Genomic DNA, 17,878 nt, shown 5'->3' with positions numbered 1-17,878 from the left:
CCTTTAACATTGGCTCTAGGATAAATAGTTCGACGGCCAATTGGCACTGATTTTTTCTAAAACGCCCTCAAAACCACAGTGGTTGGAGCAGTTTAGCGCTTTTGCATAAATTGACTTTGTTCTTGAATGAGTCGTTGGGTGTATTCATGTTGTGGTGAAGTAAATAAGGCCTCAGTAGTAGATTTCTCGACCATATGACCATTTTGCAACACCATAATTTTATCGCTAACATGACGAATAATATTCAGATTATGTGATACAAAAATATACGATAATCCCATCTCTTTTTGCAGCTTTAATAGCAAATTAATAATCTGAGACCGGACCGATAAATCTAAAGCCGTTAGTGCTTCATCTGCAATAATAATTTTAGGGTTAAGCATTAAGGCACGTGCAACCGCGACACGCTGTTTTTGGCCTTCGGAAATCATGTGTGGATAAAACTCTGCGTGTTCAGGTAATAAGCCGACTTTTCTTAAGGTTTCAATCACCAATGTTTTTCGTTCAGTTGAACTTAATTGGGTATTAAACCGTAACGGTTCTTTAAGTAAGTTACCAATCGATAAACGTGGATTAAGCGAGGTTGTCGGATCTTGGAAAATCATCCGGATCAACCGACACCGTTGTTTTAAATTACGTGTTTCTAAAGCTTCACCTTCAAAAAATATGTCGCCGCCACTGCGTTGTTCAGCACCCACTAGAATTCGGGCGAGGGTACTTTTACCCGAACCAACCGACCCCACAATAGCCAAGGTTTCACCACGACCGAGTTCAAATGAAACCGGAGAGAGAGCCTGATAATATTGAGGTTTAAAATGCTTATAACCGGTTAAGTATTGTTTACTTAAGTCGGTTACTTTAAGCAATGGCATCGTCATCTTCTTGCTCACTTTTATAAGGGAAATGGCAGGCAAAATAGCGGTCTTTAATATGTTCAAGATTAGGCTGTTTTACACATTGGCGTTGGGCTTCTGGGCAACGTGGACCAAGCCGACAACCGGCAGGTAAATGCTGCATCGACGGCGAAGAGCCTTGCAGTGTGGGTAAGTTAGCTTTATGACGCATTTTTTCAGTATGGTCAGGTAGATTTTTTAATAATGCCCGTGTGTAAGGATGATAAGGCATTGCTACCATTTCGCTAACAGGGCCTGATTCCATAACTTGACCACTGTACAAAATCGTTAAGTTATCACACCAGTGCACCATGGTTTCTAACTCATGGCTAACCAATAAAATAGACACGTTTTGCAGTTGATTGAGTTGCGACAATAGTCTGAAAATTTGCGCTTGGGTGTTGAGCTCCATTGAGTTGGTTGGCTCATCGGCAATCAGCAATTTAGGATGATTCGCCACAGCCATCGCAATCATCACTTTTTGGCATTCGCCCTCAGACAATTCCCATGGATAGCACTTCATCAGTTGTTTTGGTTTTTTTATACCGACTTTGTGGAGCCATTTCTGCGCGTTTAAATAGGTCGCCTTTCCACGTCGCCAAAAAGGAATATTTTTGTTGGGTACCATAGCTTCAATCAATTGACTGCCAATGGTTTTTACCGGATCTAAACTGCCAGAAGGGTCTTGGAAAATCATCGCCATTTCACTGCCCATCAGGCAGCGTCGTTGCTTCGAACTCATTTCTAATAAGTTTTTTCCATCCCACATCATACGGTCAGCAATAATATGCCAATTAGGACCTAGTACGCCTAGAATTGCTTTGGCCAATAAACTGCGCCCAGAGCCAGATTCGCCAACAAGTCCATGGATTTCACCTGGATTAATAGTCAAACTGACTTTTTCGAGCACTTTCACAGTGCCCTCAGGTGTATCTAATTCAATGGTGAGATTACGAATATCGAGTAAAGGCATAGGTTAATTTCTTATCGGTGCAAGCGCAGAACGTAAACCATCGCCGACTAAGTTGACCGATAATACAGTAAACAAAATCGCGACACCTGGGATAGTAACGGTCCAAGGCGCAAGCAGTAAATTATCAAGCCCTTGTGCGACCATTGCACCCCATTCTGGACTCGGTGCTTGTGCACCAAGGTTTAAAAAACCGAGAGCGGCAATATCGAGTATTGCGGCAGATATTGCCATAGTGACCTGAATAATCACCACATCCCATACATTGGGCATGATGACATACCAAAAAACTTGTAACGAGTTGGCACCGTCTAATTTGGCTGCGGTAACATACTCTTTTTGAAGCTCTTCATGAACCGCTAGATGGATAGCACGCACAAATTGTGGAACCATCGCAATCCCAACGCCCCAAAACACATTATTAAGCCCAGGTCCCATGACAGCAACCACTAGAATAGCCATTAATAACGATGGGATAGACAGTAATGCATCTAGCAAGTGGCTTAACACACTCGACTTTATGCCGTGCATCATTCCTGAAAGAGAACCAATAATAAAACCAAATATCAGCGATGCAGTAACAATTAATAATGACATGCCAAAGGTTAATTGTACGCCGTGTAAGATTCGACTAAAAATATCTCGTCCTAGATCGTCGGTTCCAAGGAAGTGTTCTACAGTACCAGCTGGATCCCATGATGGCGGTAAAAGTAATACTTGTTGGTCTTGCATCTCTGCTGAATAAGGCGCTATAAACGGGGCGAAAATAGTTAATATTAATAAAAAAATCACTGCCCATAGACCGATCACCGCAAATGGGTTAGCAGAAAATGTTTGCCACATTCGCCACATAGGCGAGGCTATATGGTCTTCTTGGTATATTTTAATTCGAGGCATACAATTCCTTTCTGCTCATAGGATTGATTGCGGTATGCAGTAAATCAATCAAAATGCTTAAGAAAATAATTAATAATGAAACAGATAAGATACCCGCTTGAATAACAGTATAGTCACGCTGGTAAATGCCCGACACTAACCAACTGCCAACCCCTGGCCACGAAAATATCACTTCAACCACAATGCCATAGCTGGCAAATGATCCCAGCATTAAACCAATACTTTTTATTACCGGAATTAAGGCATTGGGCAAAACATGACGGAGTAGAATTTTAGCCGTGTGTAAACCGCGAGCTTCAGCGGCGCGGATATAGGTTTGATTCATCACATTTAAAATGGCTTGCCGGGTGATCCTCACTACCAAGGTAAAAGGAAGTACCGCTAAAGTGACCGCCGGTAAAATCAAGTGTAATAAAGCATCATGAAACGCCGGAATGCGATAACTAGAATCGGATAATAAAGTGTCGACCAGCATAAAACCTGTCACAGGTTCAATTTCATAAAGTAAATTGATTTGGCCTGAAATAGGCAGCCAGCCGAGATTCACCCCAAACCACATAGATAAGGTCAAGCCGAGCCAAAATACCGGAATAGAATAGCCTGTTAAGGTGATGGCTAAAATACTGCGTTGCAGTGCTTTGTTATTACCTAATGCGGCTAGCACGCCAATAGGCACGCCAAAAAACACGGCAATAAAACCAGAAAATAATGATAATTCAAAAGACGCAGGTAGTACTGCTTCAAGCTCCTCCAATACCTCTTGCTGTGAGTTACTGGAAATACCAAAGTTACCCGATAAGCGCTGGCGCAAGTATGCGGTAAACTGCAGTAATTGGTTATCATGTAGTTGATAGTCTTGCTCTATTTGCTGTTGTTGTTCAAGCGTGGGATATTGAACCCCAGACAGAGAATACGCTTTACTGACAGGAAACTGTCCTGATGCCATAAAGAGTACGGCCACCATGACTAGCGACGTGGCCATAAACAGGGTTATGCGACTAAAAAGATAACGCCACATTTATTCAGTTCCCTCTATTGCTTGAGTTGTTTTGGCGAAGGAAATACCGCCATAAGGCCTAATTTGCATGGCGGTAATATTGCTCTTTTTCAACACCACTTTTTTGGCATGTGCGATTGTTACTAGCGGAACTTGATCGCTAATAATGGCTTCTGCGGATTGATAAAATGCTTTACGTTCAGGTTGAGTCGATACGCTCTGAGCTTGGGTTAACAGATGTTCAAAGTCTTTGTTGCACCAACGAGAGCGATTATTATTAGAAGCTAATGCGGCGCAGCTTAATAGTGGAGTGAAAAAGTTATCAGGATCGCTATTATCCGCATTCCAACCAATAAGCACTGAATCATAATTGGAACTGGCTAACTTCTGAGTGAATACACTCCAATCATAGCTAATGATATTCAGTTTTACGCCAATACGGGCTAAATCGGCCTGAATGAGCTCCGCTGTTTTCAATGCACTCGGATTATAAATTCGCGCCACTGGCATGGCCCACACATTAATGGATAAGTTAGATACACCTGCTTGGTGCAGTAATACTTTGGCTTTTTCAGGGTTATATTCATTTGGAGATAAGTTTTTGCTGTAAGCCCAAGATGCCGGAGGTAAAACGCCTGTCGCTTCGACAGCGGTATCGTTATATACCACGTCTAGAATATTATTTTTATCGATAGCATGCGCAAGTGCGCGTCTTACACGAACATCATCTAATGGCGGTTTTTGAGTGTTAAATGCCCAAAATGCGACGTTCAATCCAGGTTTTGCATCGATAATAATATCTTTATGTTGGTCAAGCACTGCCAGTTCACCAGCTTTAGGTAATGCTGAAACGCTGCAGTCTCCGGTAATTAATTTAGCAATACGTGCGGTGCTTCTGGGGGTGATATCAAACACTAATTGATCAAGCTCGACCTTAGGGCCCCAATAAACTGGATTCTTTTTGTAGCGAATATATTCATTTTTCACATACTGGCTAAGCTGAAAAGGTCCTGTGCCTACCGCGTAATAATCGATATCTTCAGGTGTGCCTTGCGCTAACAGTTGATAACCATATTCTGCCGACAACACTACGGCAAAGTCAGTGGCGAGATTAGATAAAAAAGAAGCGTCTTTCCGAGTTAAATGAAACATAACCTGGTAGTCGTTTACTTTTTCAATGTAGCCAATTAAATCAGCAAAACCAATGCTTTGAAAAAATGGATAACCGGTTCTACTGACTAAGTGATAGGGATGCAGTGGATCAATAATCCGATTAAACGAAAACAACACATCATCTGCATTAAAGTCTCTTGCAGGAGTAAAATGGCGGGTCTTATGAAAACTCACATGTTGACGTAAAGTAAATAGATAATTTAAACCATCATCGGACACCTGCCATGATGTCGCCAAACCAGGTGTGATTTCGGCTTTTTCTTGGCTGTAATTGACGAGTCTACTGTAAATTTGATGTGAAGTTGCATCAATAGTGGTGCCTGATGTAACAAGCTGAGGGTTAAAGCTTTCAGGGTTACCTTCACTGCAATACACAAGGCCAGAAGGCAATTGCACTTGTCCGCATGCAGCCAGCATGATGCTGGAGAGACATAAAGACATCTGCTGATACCAGCGTTTTACTATAACAGGCATAGTGTGATCATTTTTTATCGACTTTGAGTGGGTATTTTAACAGTGTTCATTGCATTGGGGCAATGAGCATATCCAAGCTTGATTCAGCTCTTGTCGAGTAAATTGTACTTTTTCAAAATACCTCGAAGCTGATGGTAGCTTAAGCCCAATAAATCGGCGGTTTTTTTCTGATTATATTGGCCTTCAGCTAATGCTCGTTGCAATAGTTCTATTTCGCTGTTTTCGGTGTATTCTTTAAAATCTATCGGGAATTCGATGCTATTAAGCACCACAGATGTTTCCGTTTTAATATTTAACTCAGCCGATTCCGTCACTGGTGTTGGTGCATGTTCTATTTGATTTAATTGACGTTCGCGGGTTTTGACACGATTTACAGGACGATAGGGAGATGCAAAAGGATCTAAAATAATATGATCAATCTCTTGGCCATCAGCGCCTTCACGGTAAACACTTCGCTCGACGACATTCTTTAATTCCCGGATATTTCCTGGCCAGCTGTGCATCATTAATTGTTCTACCGCCAACGGACTAAAACCACTAAAATATTCCAGTGATAGTTGCCTTGCCATGCTAATCGCAAAATGTTCGGCCAATGGCATAATGTCTTCGGTTCTATGTCTTAATGGTGGCAAGGTGATCACATCAAAGGCTAAACGATCGAGTAAGTCCGCTCGGAATTCACCATTGTCAGCCAAGGTAGGTAAATCTTCATTGGCGGCACAAATCAGTCGCACATCAGATTGAACCGTTTTACTGCCACCGACTCGTTCAAATTCACCATATTCGATGACACGTAACAACTTTTCTTGGATTAATCCAGAAGTGTTGGCTAATTCATCTAAAAACAGTGTTCCGCCATCGGCGCGTTCAAAACGGCCTTCGTGTCGTCCTTTCGCACCCGTAAATGCACCAGATTCATGGCCAAAGAGTTCACTTTCGAGTAAGTTTTCACTTAATGAAGAACAATTGAGTTTAATAAAGCTTTGATCCCAACGAGGGGATAAGTAATGTAGTCGTTCGGCAATTAATTCTTTACCCGTACCGCGTTCACCAATAATGAGCACCGGCTTAGATAATGGCGCGACTTTAGACACATGTTCTAATACTTCAAGCAGTGCATTAGATTGGCCGATGAGATTGTCTTGCTGGAATTGTTTGCTCACAGTTAGCTTACTCGCAAAATTGTTAGTGAATTAGACTAATAATTGGTGAAAATCATAATAAATGGCTTGAGTGTTAAAAGAAAGCAAAAGTTAAATATTTGTTTAAGTATATGATGTTGTTGCATTTGTAAATGTTGGCACGTAATGTGTAATACCAACTGCGACATCCACGTTAATTTTGAGGAACACATTATGGGAATTTTCTCTCGCTTCGCAGATATCGTTAATTCAAATATCAGCGCAATACTTGATAAAGCCGAAGATCCAGAAAAAATGGTCCGTCTTATCATTCAAGAAATGGAAGACACACTTGTTGAAGTACGTTCAACCTCCGCTAAAGTATTGGCAGAGAAAAAAGAATTACTTCGCCGGATTGCTCGTGTTCAAGAGCAAGTTCAAGATTGGCAGAATAAAGCTGAGTTAGCGTTATCCAAAGATCGTGAAGACTTAGCCAAAGCCGCGTTGAGTGAAAAGCAAAAAACGGTTGGTTTATTGCAAACACTTGAGATGGAACTGCAAGTTGTTGAAGAGCATGTCGCTCGTTTAAAAGATGAAATCGCTCAACTTCAAGAAAAATTGAATGATGCTCGTGCTCGTCAAAAAACCATCATTATGCGTAAGCAAACTGCCACTTCACGTTTAGAAGTCAAAAAGCAGCTTGATTCAAGCAAAATCGATGATGCAATGATGAAGTTTGAACAATACGAGCGCCGAGTTGAAGGACTTGAGGCACAAGTAGAATCATATGATTTAGGTAAAAAGAACGTTCTAGCTGACGAGTTTGCAGCATTAGAAGCAGAAGATTCTGTCAATGATGAATTAGCAGCATTAAAAGCAAAAATGAGTGCGAAAGCACAACCTAAATCTAAAGCGTAAATTTATTCAGAGGTGAGTTATGGATATGGATCTTCTTATTGCACCAATTATCATCTTTATGGTTGTTGTGGCACCTATCTGGTTGGTTCTTCATTATCGCAGTAAGCGACAAGTGAGCCAGGGGCTCACCGAGGAAGAATTTAACCAGCTTAATGGTCTCATTGCGAAAGCTGAAAAAATGAGCGGTCGCATTGAAACATTAGAAGCGATTTTAGATACTGAATCACCAGAATGGAGAGCAAAACATGGTCCCATCTAATGGTCGTACTCTATACCGCAACCCAAAAAATGGTAAAGTGGCTGGGGTGTGTTCAGGTATTGCAGATTACTTTAACTTTGAAACATGGCTAGTGCGAGTCATTGCTGTGTCGATATTCTTACTCGGTGGAACAGGGATTGTGTTTGTTGTTTATATTGCCTTATGGATGATATTAGACATCAAACCACAAAACTTAGACAACAAAGAAAATCACAAAGATATTGAAATTAAAAAGAAAATTTGGCAAGCAGGTGAACCTGCAAAGCAAGCATTGTTTGATGTTAATCGTCAATTTAACGGATTAGAACTCCGTTTAAGACGACTCGAAGAACATGTCACCTCAGACAACTTTGATCTTAAACGCCAAATCAATAGTCTTTAATCCTTCTAATGGGCGGTTATCCGCCCGTGTTTTTTGGGGAGCCATCAGCCATCATGAGATTTTTAGATCGTTCCTTGTTTAAAGTCAGCCAAACGGCTCAGTCTATTGTTAACCGCAGTACCGATCGTCATGTCAGATTAGCCGTCACTGGGTTATCTGGTGCAGGTAAAACCGCTTTTATTAGTGGCTTAGTAAACCAGTTATTGCATGCTGGCAAAGGTGCCAAGCACAATCCTTTACCATTATGGCAAGTGGCTCGCGAAGGTCGACTAATTGCTGTCAACCGCGCCATGCAACCCGATTTAGACATTGCCAGTTTTGATTATCAAGGCGCAATGAATGCATTATGTTCGTCACCTCCGTATTGGCCTGCTTCAACCAAAAACATTACCGAATTACGTTTAGCGATTAAGTATCAGCCTCAGCAAGGTTTGTTAGCAAAGCTAACTGATACCGCAACCTTGTACGTAGATATTGTTGATTATCCAGGTGAGTGGTTACTTGATTTACCGATGCTTAAACAAGATTTTACTCAATGGTGTTTATCGCAACAGGTTAATGTGACATGTTTACGTCACTCGCCCTTATTTAGCGCATTTACCCAAGCTGTAGAGACGTTAGAGTTAAGCCAATTAGCTGATGAGCAGCAACTTAAGTACATTGCTGACTTGTATCAAACTTTATTGGTCGACTTGGTTCGACAACAGGGATTTTATCATGCTCAACCAGGGCGTATGTTGTTACCGGGCGAATACGAAAATACCCCGTTATTGACATTTTTCCCATTGCTTACCTTAAGCCCAATTCAGCATTCAGAGTTATCAGCAAGTCCAAGCGATTCAAATTATCATGTCCTTAAGCGCCGTTATGAACAGTACGTATCACAAGTTGTTAAGCCATTTTACCGCGACTACTTTTCTCGATTTGATCGCCAACTAGTGTTGGTTGACTGTTTAAATGCACTTAATCATGGTCAGGCACAGTTTAATGATATGGGGCGCGCATTAAACAGCATCATGGAAAGTTTTCAGTTTGGCCAGTCGAGCTTAATTAGGCGCTTATTTTCACCGCGGATAGATAAAGTGTTATTTGCTGCCAGCCAAGTAGACAGAGTGACCCGTGATCAGCAAAGCCATGTGCTTAGTTTGTTAACCGCAATGCTGCAACAAAGCCAACATTATGCCAACTTTGAAGGCAGTGAAGTTGAAACCATGGCGATAAGTGCGATTAAGGCCACTCAACACGGGATGGTTAATATAGAGGGTGTTCAACAAGAAGTGGTAAAAGGCACTGGGCTTGATGGTAAGCAAGTCACCGTATACCCAGGAGATGTACCCACATCATTACCAGATGCAGAGTTTTGGCAACAACAAGGGTTTAGCTTTAGTGCTTTTCTACCGCCCAATTTGAGCCATATCCATGATAATAATCCGCAATTCGAACACATTCGTCTCGACCATCTCTTGGAGTTTCTATTAGGCGATAAATTGTCTTAATGGTTTTATTTTGAGAATAAATGTGAGCATTAGTTATGAATGAACCTACACGTAATTCGTCGATAAAAAAAACGCAAATATTTACCGAGTCAGATCTTATTGTGACAGATGAGAACCCATCGGCTGAACAAGCAATTAAGCCGACTAAATCATTTGAAGAAGTTGACTTTATTTGTGAGCAATCGCTAACTGAATTGCCAGTAGCGATGGAAGACAGCATTAAACCTGCAAAGGCTAAGCGTTGGTCGTTATTGGCTACACTATCGGTAATTGGTTTGGTGTTATTGGTTATCGTACAAACCGTGATAGGGTTAATTGACTCTTTTCAACAAAGTCCGTGGTTATTTGGTTTTTATGCTTCTGTGTTATCCATTGTTAGCTTATGGGCCACAGTCGTTACGGTTAAAGAATGGCGTAAGTTAGTTAATCTTAAAAAAGTCAGTGACCATCAAAGCACAGCTGAACGATTATCCCAAAGCATGCAAATGGGCGAATCCAAAACGTTTTTGGCACCAATATTAGCCAAATACCCAAATAATCAGGCTAAACAACAATATTTACAAGCCTGTAGCCATGAACATAATGATGCAGAAATCGTGTTGTTATTCGAAGATATCGTGTTATCCGAGCGCGATTTACTGGCCAAGAAACGCGTTAACCGCTTTGCTGCTGAGTCGGCATTATTATTAGCCGCAAGCCCTTTAGCTGCGCTGGATATGGCTATTATCTTGTGGCGAAATCAAAAAATGATTAATGAAGTCGCTGCCATTTATGCCGTGGAGCTGGGTTACTGGAGCCGCATAAAACTGATTCGTAGTATTGTGACGAATATTATTTATGCTGGCAGTACCGAGGTGATTACCGATTTAGGTACCCAATTATTATCAGTAGAAATGACCGGCAAGGTGTCTGCTCGGATTGCACAAGGACTTGGTGGTGGTTTACTTACCGCAAGGTTAGGTTATCAAGCCATGAGCTTGTGCCGGCCGATTGCATTTAACAAACACAACAAGCCTAAATTATCCCACGTTCATCAACATTTACTCGGTGAATTAAAGCAGTTTACTTCGTCAATGATGTCTAAAAATAAACAGAAACAAACTCAGTCAGCTGATAATAGCGAATAAATTAGTGTTTTTTTGTACAATTCAGTTTTGTTGACTACAGTTAGCCTCCGATTCGGAAACGTATAGCGTTCTGAATCGTTCGAGCTTGGTAATGGAGAAGGACGCATACCAGCAAACTAAGGAAGGAAAGGAGAATCTAATGAAATCATTGTCATTAACTGCATTATTAATGGGTTTATGTTGCTTGCTAAGTAGTCATTCTTACGCCGCTGAAACGGTAAAGACAATGGCAGAGCCCACAAAACAAGCCACAAAATCGATGGAGAAAAAGTCAACGGCTATGCAAAAGGTCAATATCAATAAAGCCAGCGCTGAAGAATTACAAGCGCTGAAAGGTATTGGGCAAGCCAAAGCAAAAGCGATTGTTGACTATCGAACCAAAAACGGCAAATTTACCGATCTGAAACAGTTAACCATGGTGACAGGAATTGGTGAAAAGTTAGTCAGCCAGAATTCCGAGAATATGAGTTTCTAACTGAGACGCTTATTAATACAAAAACGGAAGCAATTGCTTCCGTTTTTTATTTCAGCGAACCCAAATCCAGGTTAACTCATGCAGGTTAACTCATGCAGGTTAACTCATGCAGGTTAACTCATGCAGGTTAACTATTGTGCATTAAGTGCCTGGCCATTGGTGTCGATAGATTCATTACCCATTAAGAATAAATAAGTCGGCATAATTTGTTCAGCTGTTTTTAGTGTTTGTGGATCTTCAGCAGGATAAGCTTTTGCACGCATTTCTGTACGAGTCGCGCCTGGGTTAATACTATTAACCCTTACAGAGGTATTGTCACATTCATCAGCTAACACTTGCATCATGCCTTCGGTGGCAAATTTAGAAAATGCATAAGGTCCCCAATAAGCACGACCTTTACGTCCAACACCGCTAGAAGTAAACACAATTGAAGCATGCTCGGTTTTACGCATAATAGGCAATAATGACTTGGTCATGATGGCTTGAGCCGTGACATTGACCTTTAAAATGGTTTCAAGCGAGGTTAAATCGATATGCTCAAATGGACCTAATGCCCCCAACTGAGATGCGTTATGCAATAAACCATCTAAATGACCAAACTGCTCGGCAATGGTGTCTGCCATATCAATATAATTCTGTTCGGTCGCGCCTTTCATATCTAACGGTACAATGGCTGGCTTTGGATAACCGGCATTAACAATTTCATCGTATACGTTTTCGAGTTTTTTAACGGTCTTACCGAGCAAAATTACCGTTGCGCCGTGTTTGGCAAATTCGATTGATGCTGCACGACCAATACCGTCTCCAGCGCCCGTAACCAAGATTGTTTTGTTATTGAGTAAATCTTTTGCAGCTTGATATTCCAACATGATTGATTATTTCCTCTTAGCGCAATCGCCCGTCAAATCTAGTACCGGATAAAAAATAAACGACCGTTTGAAACAAATGATTAATAATTGTATGAGAATAGGTCATTTGCATGTAACAAACTTGTAGCTAACTCAATAATTTTACGTTAACTTGAGAATAGTTAAGGACTAACATAAGTCCTTATGGTCGCATGATAGGACTATTGTGACCAATTCTTGGGGAAAACAAAATTATTAAAACAAGATTTGGGGAAAAAAGATGAAAAGACTCATTTTGGGTGTTGCAATAACATCTGCTCTTGGCTTGACAGCATGTGGTGGTGACAGTTTTAACGAAGCAGTAGATAATGCTGAGCCGTTAGTGCCTGTTTCACATATGCAGTTTGATCCTGCTAATAGCAAAGTACCATTACCAAACGACTTACTCTTCAGTGGAACCACTGATGGCACATTATCTATCCCTGGCGAAGCCAGCGGTAACTATACTGATCCTCAAATTGCATTAGGTGCATTAGATGGATGGTCAACTAGTTCACCAATTTCAATTACTGTCGAACTTGCTAATGATTTACAGGGCAATGCATTAACGTTAGATGCAGCTTCTGTGTTTCAACCTGGTGCGGTGCGTATGTTTGAAGCGACGGTGGGCGGAGCATTATCAAGTGATGCTGAGTGTAAATCAGCACCTTCAGTTTCAGCTTGTAAAGTAGGTGAAGAGCTTCAATTTGGTGTTGATTTTGTATCAAAAGCATCAGGCAATAAAGTTGCCATAGTACCGATTAAACCATTAAAAGCGGGTCAGTCTTATATCTATGTGACTACAGATCTTATTCAAGACTCGCTAGGCCGTGCTATTGCTCCGTCAACAACTTATGGTCTGTTAAAGTTAGATTTTGAAACACAGCAGCTTGAAACAGAACAACAAAAAATGCTGCAGTATCTGGTCAACAGTTATGAAAAAGGTGTTGCTGAAACACACGGTGTTGATCCTGAATCGATTAGTTTTTCAGGTTTATTTACCACTCAGTCAGTCGCTGATGTGTATGAAACCACTAAATTATTGATGGCTTCTAATCCTGCTTACACACCTTCATTTGTGCAAGCACCTACGCCAACTGGATTGACAGTTGCTCAGGCTGCTGGGTTAACGCCAGCATCGGGTGCAGCCTATGTAGTCGCCGATATGGCTGATCTTTATACAGCCAAAATTAAACTGCCAATCTACGGTGATTGTTCATCAGCTGGCTGTGTGATCCCAATCGTCGATGGTGCTCCAACAGCACCTAATGGCCGTTGGTTTGCTCAAGGTGACAGTCCTGTGTCGGTATTGCTAGCTTTACAGGCGGGTACATTAAGCCAAGCTAACTTTTTTGCTCAAGCATCTGTTAATGGTGTTGACCCTCAAGCTGCATTAAGTAACCCAGCATTGCTTGCAGGTAAACAGTGGAAACTTGATGACGGTACTGCTGCAGATAAAACGAAACATTTAACCAAGTTTAACCCTATTCCGGCTATCAAAGGTTATGAAACTGTTTCAGTTCAAATTACCTTACCGAATGCGGCTAAGCTTGCCGCATTTACCGCTGCGCAAGGTGGAACTTTTGTGCCTCCAACAAGTGGTTGGCCAACCACAATCGCAATGCATGGTTTAGGTGGTGGTAAAGAAATGGCACTAGCTTATGCGGGTACATACGCTGCAGCTGGTGTTGCCACTATTGCGATTGATATGCCATTGCACGGTGCTCGTTCATTTGATTTAGACAAAGACGGCACTTATGAGATATCTGCAACAGCCCCAGCTTTTGGTCCTGTAGTCGGTAAGCCTAATGCGTTCACCAATGGTAACCCATTAGTGTTTGTTAACATCGCCAGCACATTGACAGTGCGTGACAATTTCCGTCAAGCAACCTTAGACCAATTAGGGTTAAGATTATTATTGACTGGAATGGCGCAACAACTCGCTGCGGCAAATCAACCTCAAGTATTTGATGTGTCTAAAATCAGTGCACAAGGTTTGAGTTTAGGTGGCATTGTTGGCACTACATTCTCTACTTATGCTAGTACTGGATTAGTTAATCCTATGACGGGTGATGCTTTACCTAACGCTTATGCTATTAATGCAACATCGTTAGTGGCGCCTGCTGGTGGTTTAGCTGGTGCATTTGCTGGTTCTGCTGCATTTGGTCCACAGTTATTCGCCAATGTCACCGCGTCTAGTACGTTTGCCGCTCTCGTTACTGCTGCAAATACTGCAGGTTATGAGGAAGGTAGTGCCGAGTATGCTGCTTTAGTTCAAGCAGTGTATGCTGAGTTTATACCAACATTTGCTTTTGCAGTGCAAACAGCTGTCGATTCTGCGGACCCAATTAACCATGGCGAAAAATTAGCGGCTACTGGTTTACCAGTGCATTTAATTGAAGTGGTTGGCGATGGGGCAGGCAACTTAGGTGACCAAACATTACCTAACAGCGTTGAAGGTTTCCCATTATCGGGTACTGAACCGTTAATTACCTCGCTAGCGCTAGGATGTGTTGATACTACAACGCCAGGTTCTGGTGCTGTACGCTTCTCTAAAGGCCATCACAGTTCGATTGTTAGCCCAGGTGAAGTAGATGGTGTAACAGACGGAATGGCTCTTGCTGCGACTGTTGAAATGCAGTCTCAAGTTGCTGGTTTTGCAAAAACAGCAGGTTTAGGACAAGCTACGATTGTTGTGAGTAACAGCGATGTGATCCAAAGCTGTAACTAATGTTTACTATTTAGTACGCAATATCTTAAGAAACCCAGCAATTAGCTGGGTTTTTTATTGTCTACTTGTCGGTTATTACTGTTAAAATACCGCAAGATTGTCATCCCTGTATGGAGCGAGTTTTGGAATTTTTATATGAATACGGCCTGTTTTTAGCAAAAGCGGTAACCATTGTTGTCGCTATTTTAGCGGTAGTAATATTTGTGCTGGCAGCAAGCATGAAAAACAAATCTGATAAAGGTGAGCTAAGACTGACTGATATTTCAGATGAGCTAATGCAATTAAAGCATCAGTTGAAAGAAGAGTTACTGCCTAAAAAACAATTTAAAGCCTATGAAAAGCAAGTAAAAGCAGCCGAAAAAGCGGCTGAGAAACAAAACTTAACCAAAGGCAAAGTATTCGTTATTGATTTTAAAGGCAGTATAGATGCCAATGAAGTCGCGTCATTACGCGAAGAAGTGACTGCTATTATAACCATCGCAGATAAAGATGACCAAGTATTGGTCAATGTTGAAAGTGGTGGCGGTATGGTTCATGGGTATGGCCTAGCGTCAAGTCAGTTAGATCGTTTGCGTCAAGCTAATATCCCATTATCGATTTGCGTGGATAAAGTGGCTGCAAGTGGTGGCTATATGATGGCGTGTGTGGCTAATAAGGTTTACGCCGCACCGTTTGCGATAGTGGGCTCAATTGGGGTGATTGCGCAAATACCAAACTTTAATCGCTTGTTAAAAAATCATGATATTGATTATGAACAGCACACCGCAGGTAACTTTAAACGTACTTTAACCGTTTTTGGTGAAAACACTGATGAAGGCAGAGCTAAGTTCCAACAGGAATTAGAAGAAACTCACGTGCTTTTTAAAGAGTTTGTCGGCCGTTATCGTCCTAATATGGACATTGCTAAAGTTGCCACTGGCGAACATTGGTATGGCCAGCAAGCAATTGACTTAGGGCTTATCGATGCGGTTTCTACCAGCGATGATGTAATTTTAGACTTGGTTAACACCCATCAAGTGATTAAAATTCAATATCAAATGAAGAAAAAGCTAGCAGATAAAATTGCTCATGGCGTTTCACTATCAGTGACCACTATGATGAATCGTTTTGCGGAGCGTAATCAATCGGTGTAGTACAGCAACATCACTACAACGCAATTGATTAAAAACAAAAACGACAGCCTAGGCTGTCGTTTTTTATACTGTAAAGCTTATGAGTGACTAAGCTTTGTAACTGATGTGTTGATGGAAACGTAAAATGACATCGGCGTGTTCTTTATCAATGTCGAACTCATTGGTAAATACACGTATAGCTTCTTCAACTTGATTCATAAAACGACCATAGCCTTCGTCTGTTTCATCGCTTTTACCTGCGACAATCACAAATCGGAAAACGTCTACAAGCTTGTTCGCATCCCAGTGGCAAATCGGCTCTGGTGATTCTGCATGAGGATCAAACCCAACCATCTGAAATTCGTTAGTACTGGTTAATTGCTCATACTTACTGTTACGTACAAGTGGTATTTTGCCGTTGGCAACCACCGCAACACGATTAAGCTGTTTGCTTTTAGTCGCTTCGATAAACTTGTCACATACCTTTTGATAAACACTGGTAAAGTCGGTGGTATCATTTGCGAGTAACTGCTTTTTGATGCGGCGGTCAACTGGAATGTTTATGGTGACATAATTGAGCGTGCTGACATTTTCTGGTAGCTCGCAATGACGTCGGTGATAGCGACTATCAACAGCGCGTAATTTATAACCGTAGGTTTCTTTTAGTCCTTTTGCTTTAGCAAAGAAATCATAAGAAATATGCTGGTGGTCACGGACTTTAATTGGCACATTTTTAACGGGTAATAATGGTTTTAATTCAGCTATAAATTTTTGTACATGAGAGTGAAACTCAGCCGAATTACTGCGAAGGTCATTGCCAGTGGCTAAAAATACAATTCTAAGTTTTCTAGCTCTAAAGCCTGCAACGCTGTGTAAACGGTTAGCCTCATGGTGGGCTGGGTTATAGAAAAAACGTAATTGCTCATCTGTGGTTAAGCAATAAGCTTCACTGTGGAAGCGTACCATAGGCAATTTATCGGTAGTGACAACGTGCACGTTGTACAATTCTTGCTTTTCGGCTAGTTGATAGACGAGTTTGCTAAATTCATCGTAACAAGTTTCTAAATCACTGTATGCATTAAGATATTCATCAGTTAACGGAAAACCAATGGTAATGTATTGATTTTTACGTGTTGCTGTTGGCAAGTATACTTTTTTTTGACGACTGACGGACATATTATTTCCTTATTGCCTTAGTTGTTGTCTAAAGTTTATCGTTATATGTTTATGCTTATTTAATGCGCTTGCTGAGTGTCCATTTTAAACATTGATGCTTAAATTAAAATGACTTTCGATCACTTTATTAAAATGTTTTTAACATGTCGAACAAAACTTGTTCAAATTTAAGTGTTTACTCGGATAAAACTTGTGTGATCCAAGGTAACATTAACTGCGTAATAGTGTCTTGAGCTTGTTCATTCGGATGAATGCCATCGCGCTGCATAAGCGTTTTGTCGGTGGCAATATCTTGCATGAAAAAAGGGATTAACTTAATAGTATATTGTTTGGCTAACTGATGATAAATCTGAGTAAAAGATTTGGCATACCTCGGGCCGTAATTCGGTGGTACCATAATCTCAGTTAATAACACCTTGGCGCCTTGTTGCTGCGATAGGGTAATGATTTTTGTAAGATTTGATTTCAGTTTATTTGGTGGAAAACCTCTCAACCCATCATTACCACCTAGCTCAATGACAATCAGGTCTGGCTGGCTTGAAGCCAGTAAACTCGGGAGTCTACGTAATCCTCCTGCCGTTGTTTCACCACTAACAGAACCATTAATTATCTGATGCTGAGGCAACTGGTTACGTAATAATTGTACCCATCCCTGATCTTCTGGCATGCCATAGCCTGCACTTAAGCTATCACCTAATATCAAAATCGTGGCAGCATAGGTTGGTACACTCATAACTATCAGTATAAACACGCTGGTAAGCACGCGTTTAAGTGACGAATATAAGAAGGA

General features: G+C 41.2%; 17 protein-coding genes. 8 read left to right on the top strand and 9 right to left on the bottom strand.

What is annotated here, in order from left to right; translation table 11 throughout:
* Window positions 1-92: 92 nt before the first annotated feature.
* The 6 genes from AAEY99_RS11090 to pspF form a co-directional block, all read right to left on the bottom strand.
* Window positions 93-878 carry a peptide ABC transporter ATP-binding protein gene (locus tag AAEY99_RS11090; protein WP_011638034.1) on the bottom strand — a complete coding sequence of 262 codons (786 nt, stop codon included), beginning with the start codon at window positions 876-878 and terminating at the stop codon, window positions 93-95.
* Window positions 859-1,866 carry an oligopeptide/dipeptide ABC transporter ATP-binding protein gene (locus AAEY99_RS11085; protein WP_101087861.1) on the bottom strand — a complete coding sequence of 336 codons (1,008 nt, stop codon included), beginning with the start codon at window positions 1,864-1,866 and terminating at the stop codon, window positions 859-861. Before AAEY99_RS11085 ends, AAEY99_RS11090 begins: the two co-directional genes overlap by 20 nt.
* Window positions 1,867-1,869: 3 nt before the next feature.
* The gene (locus tag AAEY99_RS11080; protein ID WP_101087863.1) at window positions 1,870-2,760 is read right to left on the bottom strand and encodes an ABC transporter permease subunit; all 891 of its coding nucleotides are present in this window, start codon (window positions 2,758-2,760) and stop codon (window positions 1,870-1,872) included.
* Window positions 2,747-3,778, bottom strand: a complete 1,032-nt coding sequence (locus AAEY99_RS11075; RefSeq protein WP_351010509.1) for an ABC transporter permease subunit — start codon at window positions 3,776-3,778, stop codon at window positions 2,747-2,749. Before AAEY99_RS11075 ends, AAEY99_RS11080 begins: the two co-directional genes overlap by 14 nt.
* Complete coding sequence (locus AAEY99_RS11070) at window positions 3,779-5,404, bottom strand: ABC transporter substrate-binding protein (RefSeq protein WP_101087867.1); 1,626 nt, start codon at window positions 5,402-5,404, stop codon at window positions 3,779-3,781. It lies immediately after the preceding gene.
* Window positions 5,405-5,487: 83 nt separating this feature from the next.
* Window positions 5,488-6,567, bottom strand: a complete 1,080-nt coding sequence (pspF, locus tag AAEY99_RS11065; protein ID WP_101087869.1) for a phage shock protein operon transcriptional activator — start codon at window positions 6,565-6,567, stop codon at window positions 5,488-5,490.
* A 192-nt stretch (window positions 6,568-6,759) separates the two neighbouring features.
* On the opposite strand from pspF, the gene pspA reads away from it, so the two are divergent.
* From pspA to AAEY99_RS11035, 6 genes are all read left to right on the top strand, one after another.
* The gene (gene pspA / locus AAEY99_RS11060) at window positions 6,760-7,443 is read left to right on the top strand and encodes a phage shock protein PspA (protein WP_011638028.1); all 684 of its coding nucleotides are present in this window, start codon (window positions 6,760-6,762) and stop codon (window positions 7,441-7,443) included.
* A gap of 19 nt (window positions 7,444-7,462) precedes the next feature.
* Complete coding sequence (pspB, locus tag AAEY99_RS11055; protein WP_086019761.1) at window positions 7,463-7,702, top strand: envelope stress response membrane protein PspB; 240 nt, start codon at window positions 7,463-7,465, stop codon at window positions 7,700-7,702.
* Window positions 7,689-8,084: an envelope stress response membrane protein PspC gene (gene pspC, locus AAEY99_RS11050; protein WP_101087871.1), complete on the top strand. Its 396-nt coding sequence runs from the start codon at window positions 7,689-7,691 to the stop codon at window positions 8,082-8,084. Before pspB ends, pspC begins: the two co-directional genes overlap by 14 nt.
* 53 nt (window positions 8,085-8,137) lie before the next feature.
* Entirely contained in the window at window positions 8,138-9,580 is a 1,443-nt protein-coding gene (locus AAEY99_RS11045) for a YcjX family GTP-binding protein (RefSeq protein WP_351010507.1), read from the top strand.
* 35 nt (window positions 9,581-9,615) lie between these two features.
* Window positions 9,616-10,707, top strand: a complete 1,092-nt coding sequence (locus AAEY99_RS11040) for a TIGR01620 family protein (RefSeq protein WP_351010506.1) — start codon at window positions 9,616-9,618, stop codon at window positions 10,705-10,707.
* Window positions 10,708-10,846: 139 nt separating this feature from the next.
* Window positions 10,847-11,182, top strand: a complete 336-nt coding sequence (locus AAEY99_RS11035; RefSeq protein WP_351010504.1) for a ComEA family DNA-binding protein — start codon at window positions 10,847-10,849, stop codon at window positions 11,180-11,182.
* A 131-nt stretch (window positions 11,183-11,313) separates the two neighbouring features.
* Here the strand turns inward: AAEY99_RS11035 and AAEY99_RS11030 are convergent, their stop codons facing one another.
* Window positions 11,314-12,051, bottom strand: coding sequence for a YciK family oxidoreductase (locus AAEY99_RS11030; RefSeq protein WP_351010502.1), 738 nt, complete (start codon window positions 12,049-12,051; stop codon window positions 11,314-11,316).
* A gap of 259 nt (window positions 12,052-12,310) precedes the next feature.
* Here AAEY99_RS11030 and AAEY99_RS11025 point away from each other — a divergent pair, with 259 nt between their 5' ends.
* Window positions 12,311-14,800, top strand: a complete 2,490-nt coding sequence (locus tag AAEY99_RS11025; protein WP_351010500.1) for a VolA/Pla-1 family phospholipase — start codon at window positions 12,311-12,313, stop codon at window positions 14,798-14,800.
* A 122-nt stretch (window positions 14,801-14,922) separates the two neighbouring features.
* Window positions 14,923-15,933: a protease SohB gene (sohB, locus tag AAEY99_RS11020; RefSeq protein ID WP_162022732.1), complete on the top strand. Its 1,011-nt coding sequence runs from the start codon at window positions 14,923-14,925 to the stop codon at window positions 15,931-15,933.
* Window positions 15,934-16,020: 87 nt separating this feature from the next.
* Here the strand turns inward: sohB and AAEY99_RS11015 are convergent, their stop codons facing one another.
* Together AAEY99_RS11015 and AAEY99_RS11010 are read right to left on the bottom strand one after the other, a co-directional pair.
* Window positions 16,021-17,088 (bottom strand): DUF3083 family protein, encoded by a 1,068-nt coding sequence (locus tag AAEY99_RS11015; RefSeq protein ID WP_101087882.1) that lies wholly within the window; start codon window positions 17,086-17,088, stop codon window positions 16,021-16,023.
* A gap of 175 nt (window positions 17,089-17,263) precedes the next feature.
* Entirely contained in the window at window positions 17,264-17,821 is a 558-nt protein-coding gene (locus AAEY99_RS11010; RefSeq protein ID WP_351010498.1) for an arylesterase, read from the bottom strand.
* Between the last annotated feature and the right edge of the window lie 57 nt (window positions 17,822-17,878).

The organism is Shewanella sp. S1-58-MNA-CIBAN-0166, from assembly GCF_040310085.1.
Classification (GTDB): domain Bacteria; phylum Pseudomonadota; class Gammaproteobacteria; order Enterobacterales; family Shewanellaceae; genus Shewanella.
This window is presented reverse-complemented; position numbering and strand designations above follow the sequence as displayed.

What these genes read in the sequence shown, in the direction of transcription:
- pspC (WP_101087871.1), top strand. Translation starts at nt 7,689, where the DNA reads ATGGTCCCATCTAATGGTCGTACTCTATACCGCAACCCAAAAAATGGT.
- AAEY99_RS11030 (WP_351010502.1), bottom strand. Translation starts at nt 12,051, where the DNA reads ATGTTGGAATATCAAGCTGCAAAAGATTTACTCAATAACAAAACAATC.
- AAEY99_RS11085 (WP_101087861.1), bottom strand. Translation starts at nt 1,866, where the DNA reads ATGCCTTTACTCGATATTCGTAATCTCACCATTGAATTAGATACACCT.
- AAEY99_RS11010 (WP_351010498.1), bottom strand. Translation starts at nt 17,821, where the DNA reads ATGAGTGTACCAACCTATGCTGCCACGATTTTGATATTAGGTGATAGC.
- pspB (WP_086019761.1), top strand. Translation starts at nt 7,463, where the DNA reads ATGGATATGGATCTTCTTATTGCACCAATTATCATCTTTATGGTTGTT.
- AAEY99_RS11045 (WP_351010507.1), top strand. Translation starts at nt 8,138, where the DNA reads ATGAGATTTTTAGATCGTTCCTTGTTTAAAGTCAGCCAAACGGCTCAG.
- AAEY99_RS11090 (WP_011638034.1), bottom strand. Translation starts at nt 878, where the DNA reads ATGACGATGCCATTGCTTAAAGTAACCGACTTAAGTAAACAATACTTA.
- AAEY99_RS11040 (WP_351010506.1), top strand. Translation starts at nt 9,616, where the DNA reads ATGAATGAACCTACACGTAATTCGTCGATAAAAAAAACGCAAATATTT.
- AAEY99_RS11035 (WP_351010504.1), top strand. Translation starts at nt 10,847, where the DNA reads ATGAAATCATTGTCATTAACTGCATTATTAATGGGTTTATGTTGCTTG.
- AAEY99_RS11075 (WP_351010509.1), bottom strand. Translation starts at nt 3,778, where the DNA reads ATGTGGCGTTATCTTTTTAGTCGCATAACCCTGTTTATGGCCACGTCG.
- pspA (WP_011638028.1), top strand. Translation starts at nt 6,760, where the DNA reads ATGGGAATTTTCTCTCGCTTCGCAGATATCGTTAATTCAAATATCAGC.
- AAEY99_RS11070 (WP_101087867.1), bottom strand. Translation starts at nt 5,404, where the DNA reads ATGCCTGTTATAGTAAAACGCTGGTATCAGCAGATGTCTTTATGTCTC.
- AAEY99_RS11025 (WP_351010500.1), top strand. Translation starts at nt 12,311, where the DNA reads ATGAAAAGACTCATTTTGGGTGTTGCAATAACATCTGCTCTTGGCTTG.
- AAEY99_RS11080 (WP_101087863.1), bottom strand. Translation starts at nt 2,760, where the DNA reads ATGCCTCGAATTAAAATATACCAAGAAGACCATATAGCCTCGCCTATG.
- AAEY99_RS11015 (WP_101087882.1), bottom strand. Translation starts at nt 17,088, where the DNA reads ATGTCCGTCAGTCGTCAAAAAAAAGTATACTTGCCAACAGCAACACGT.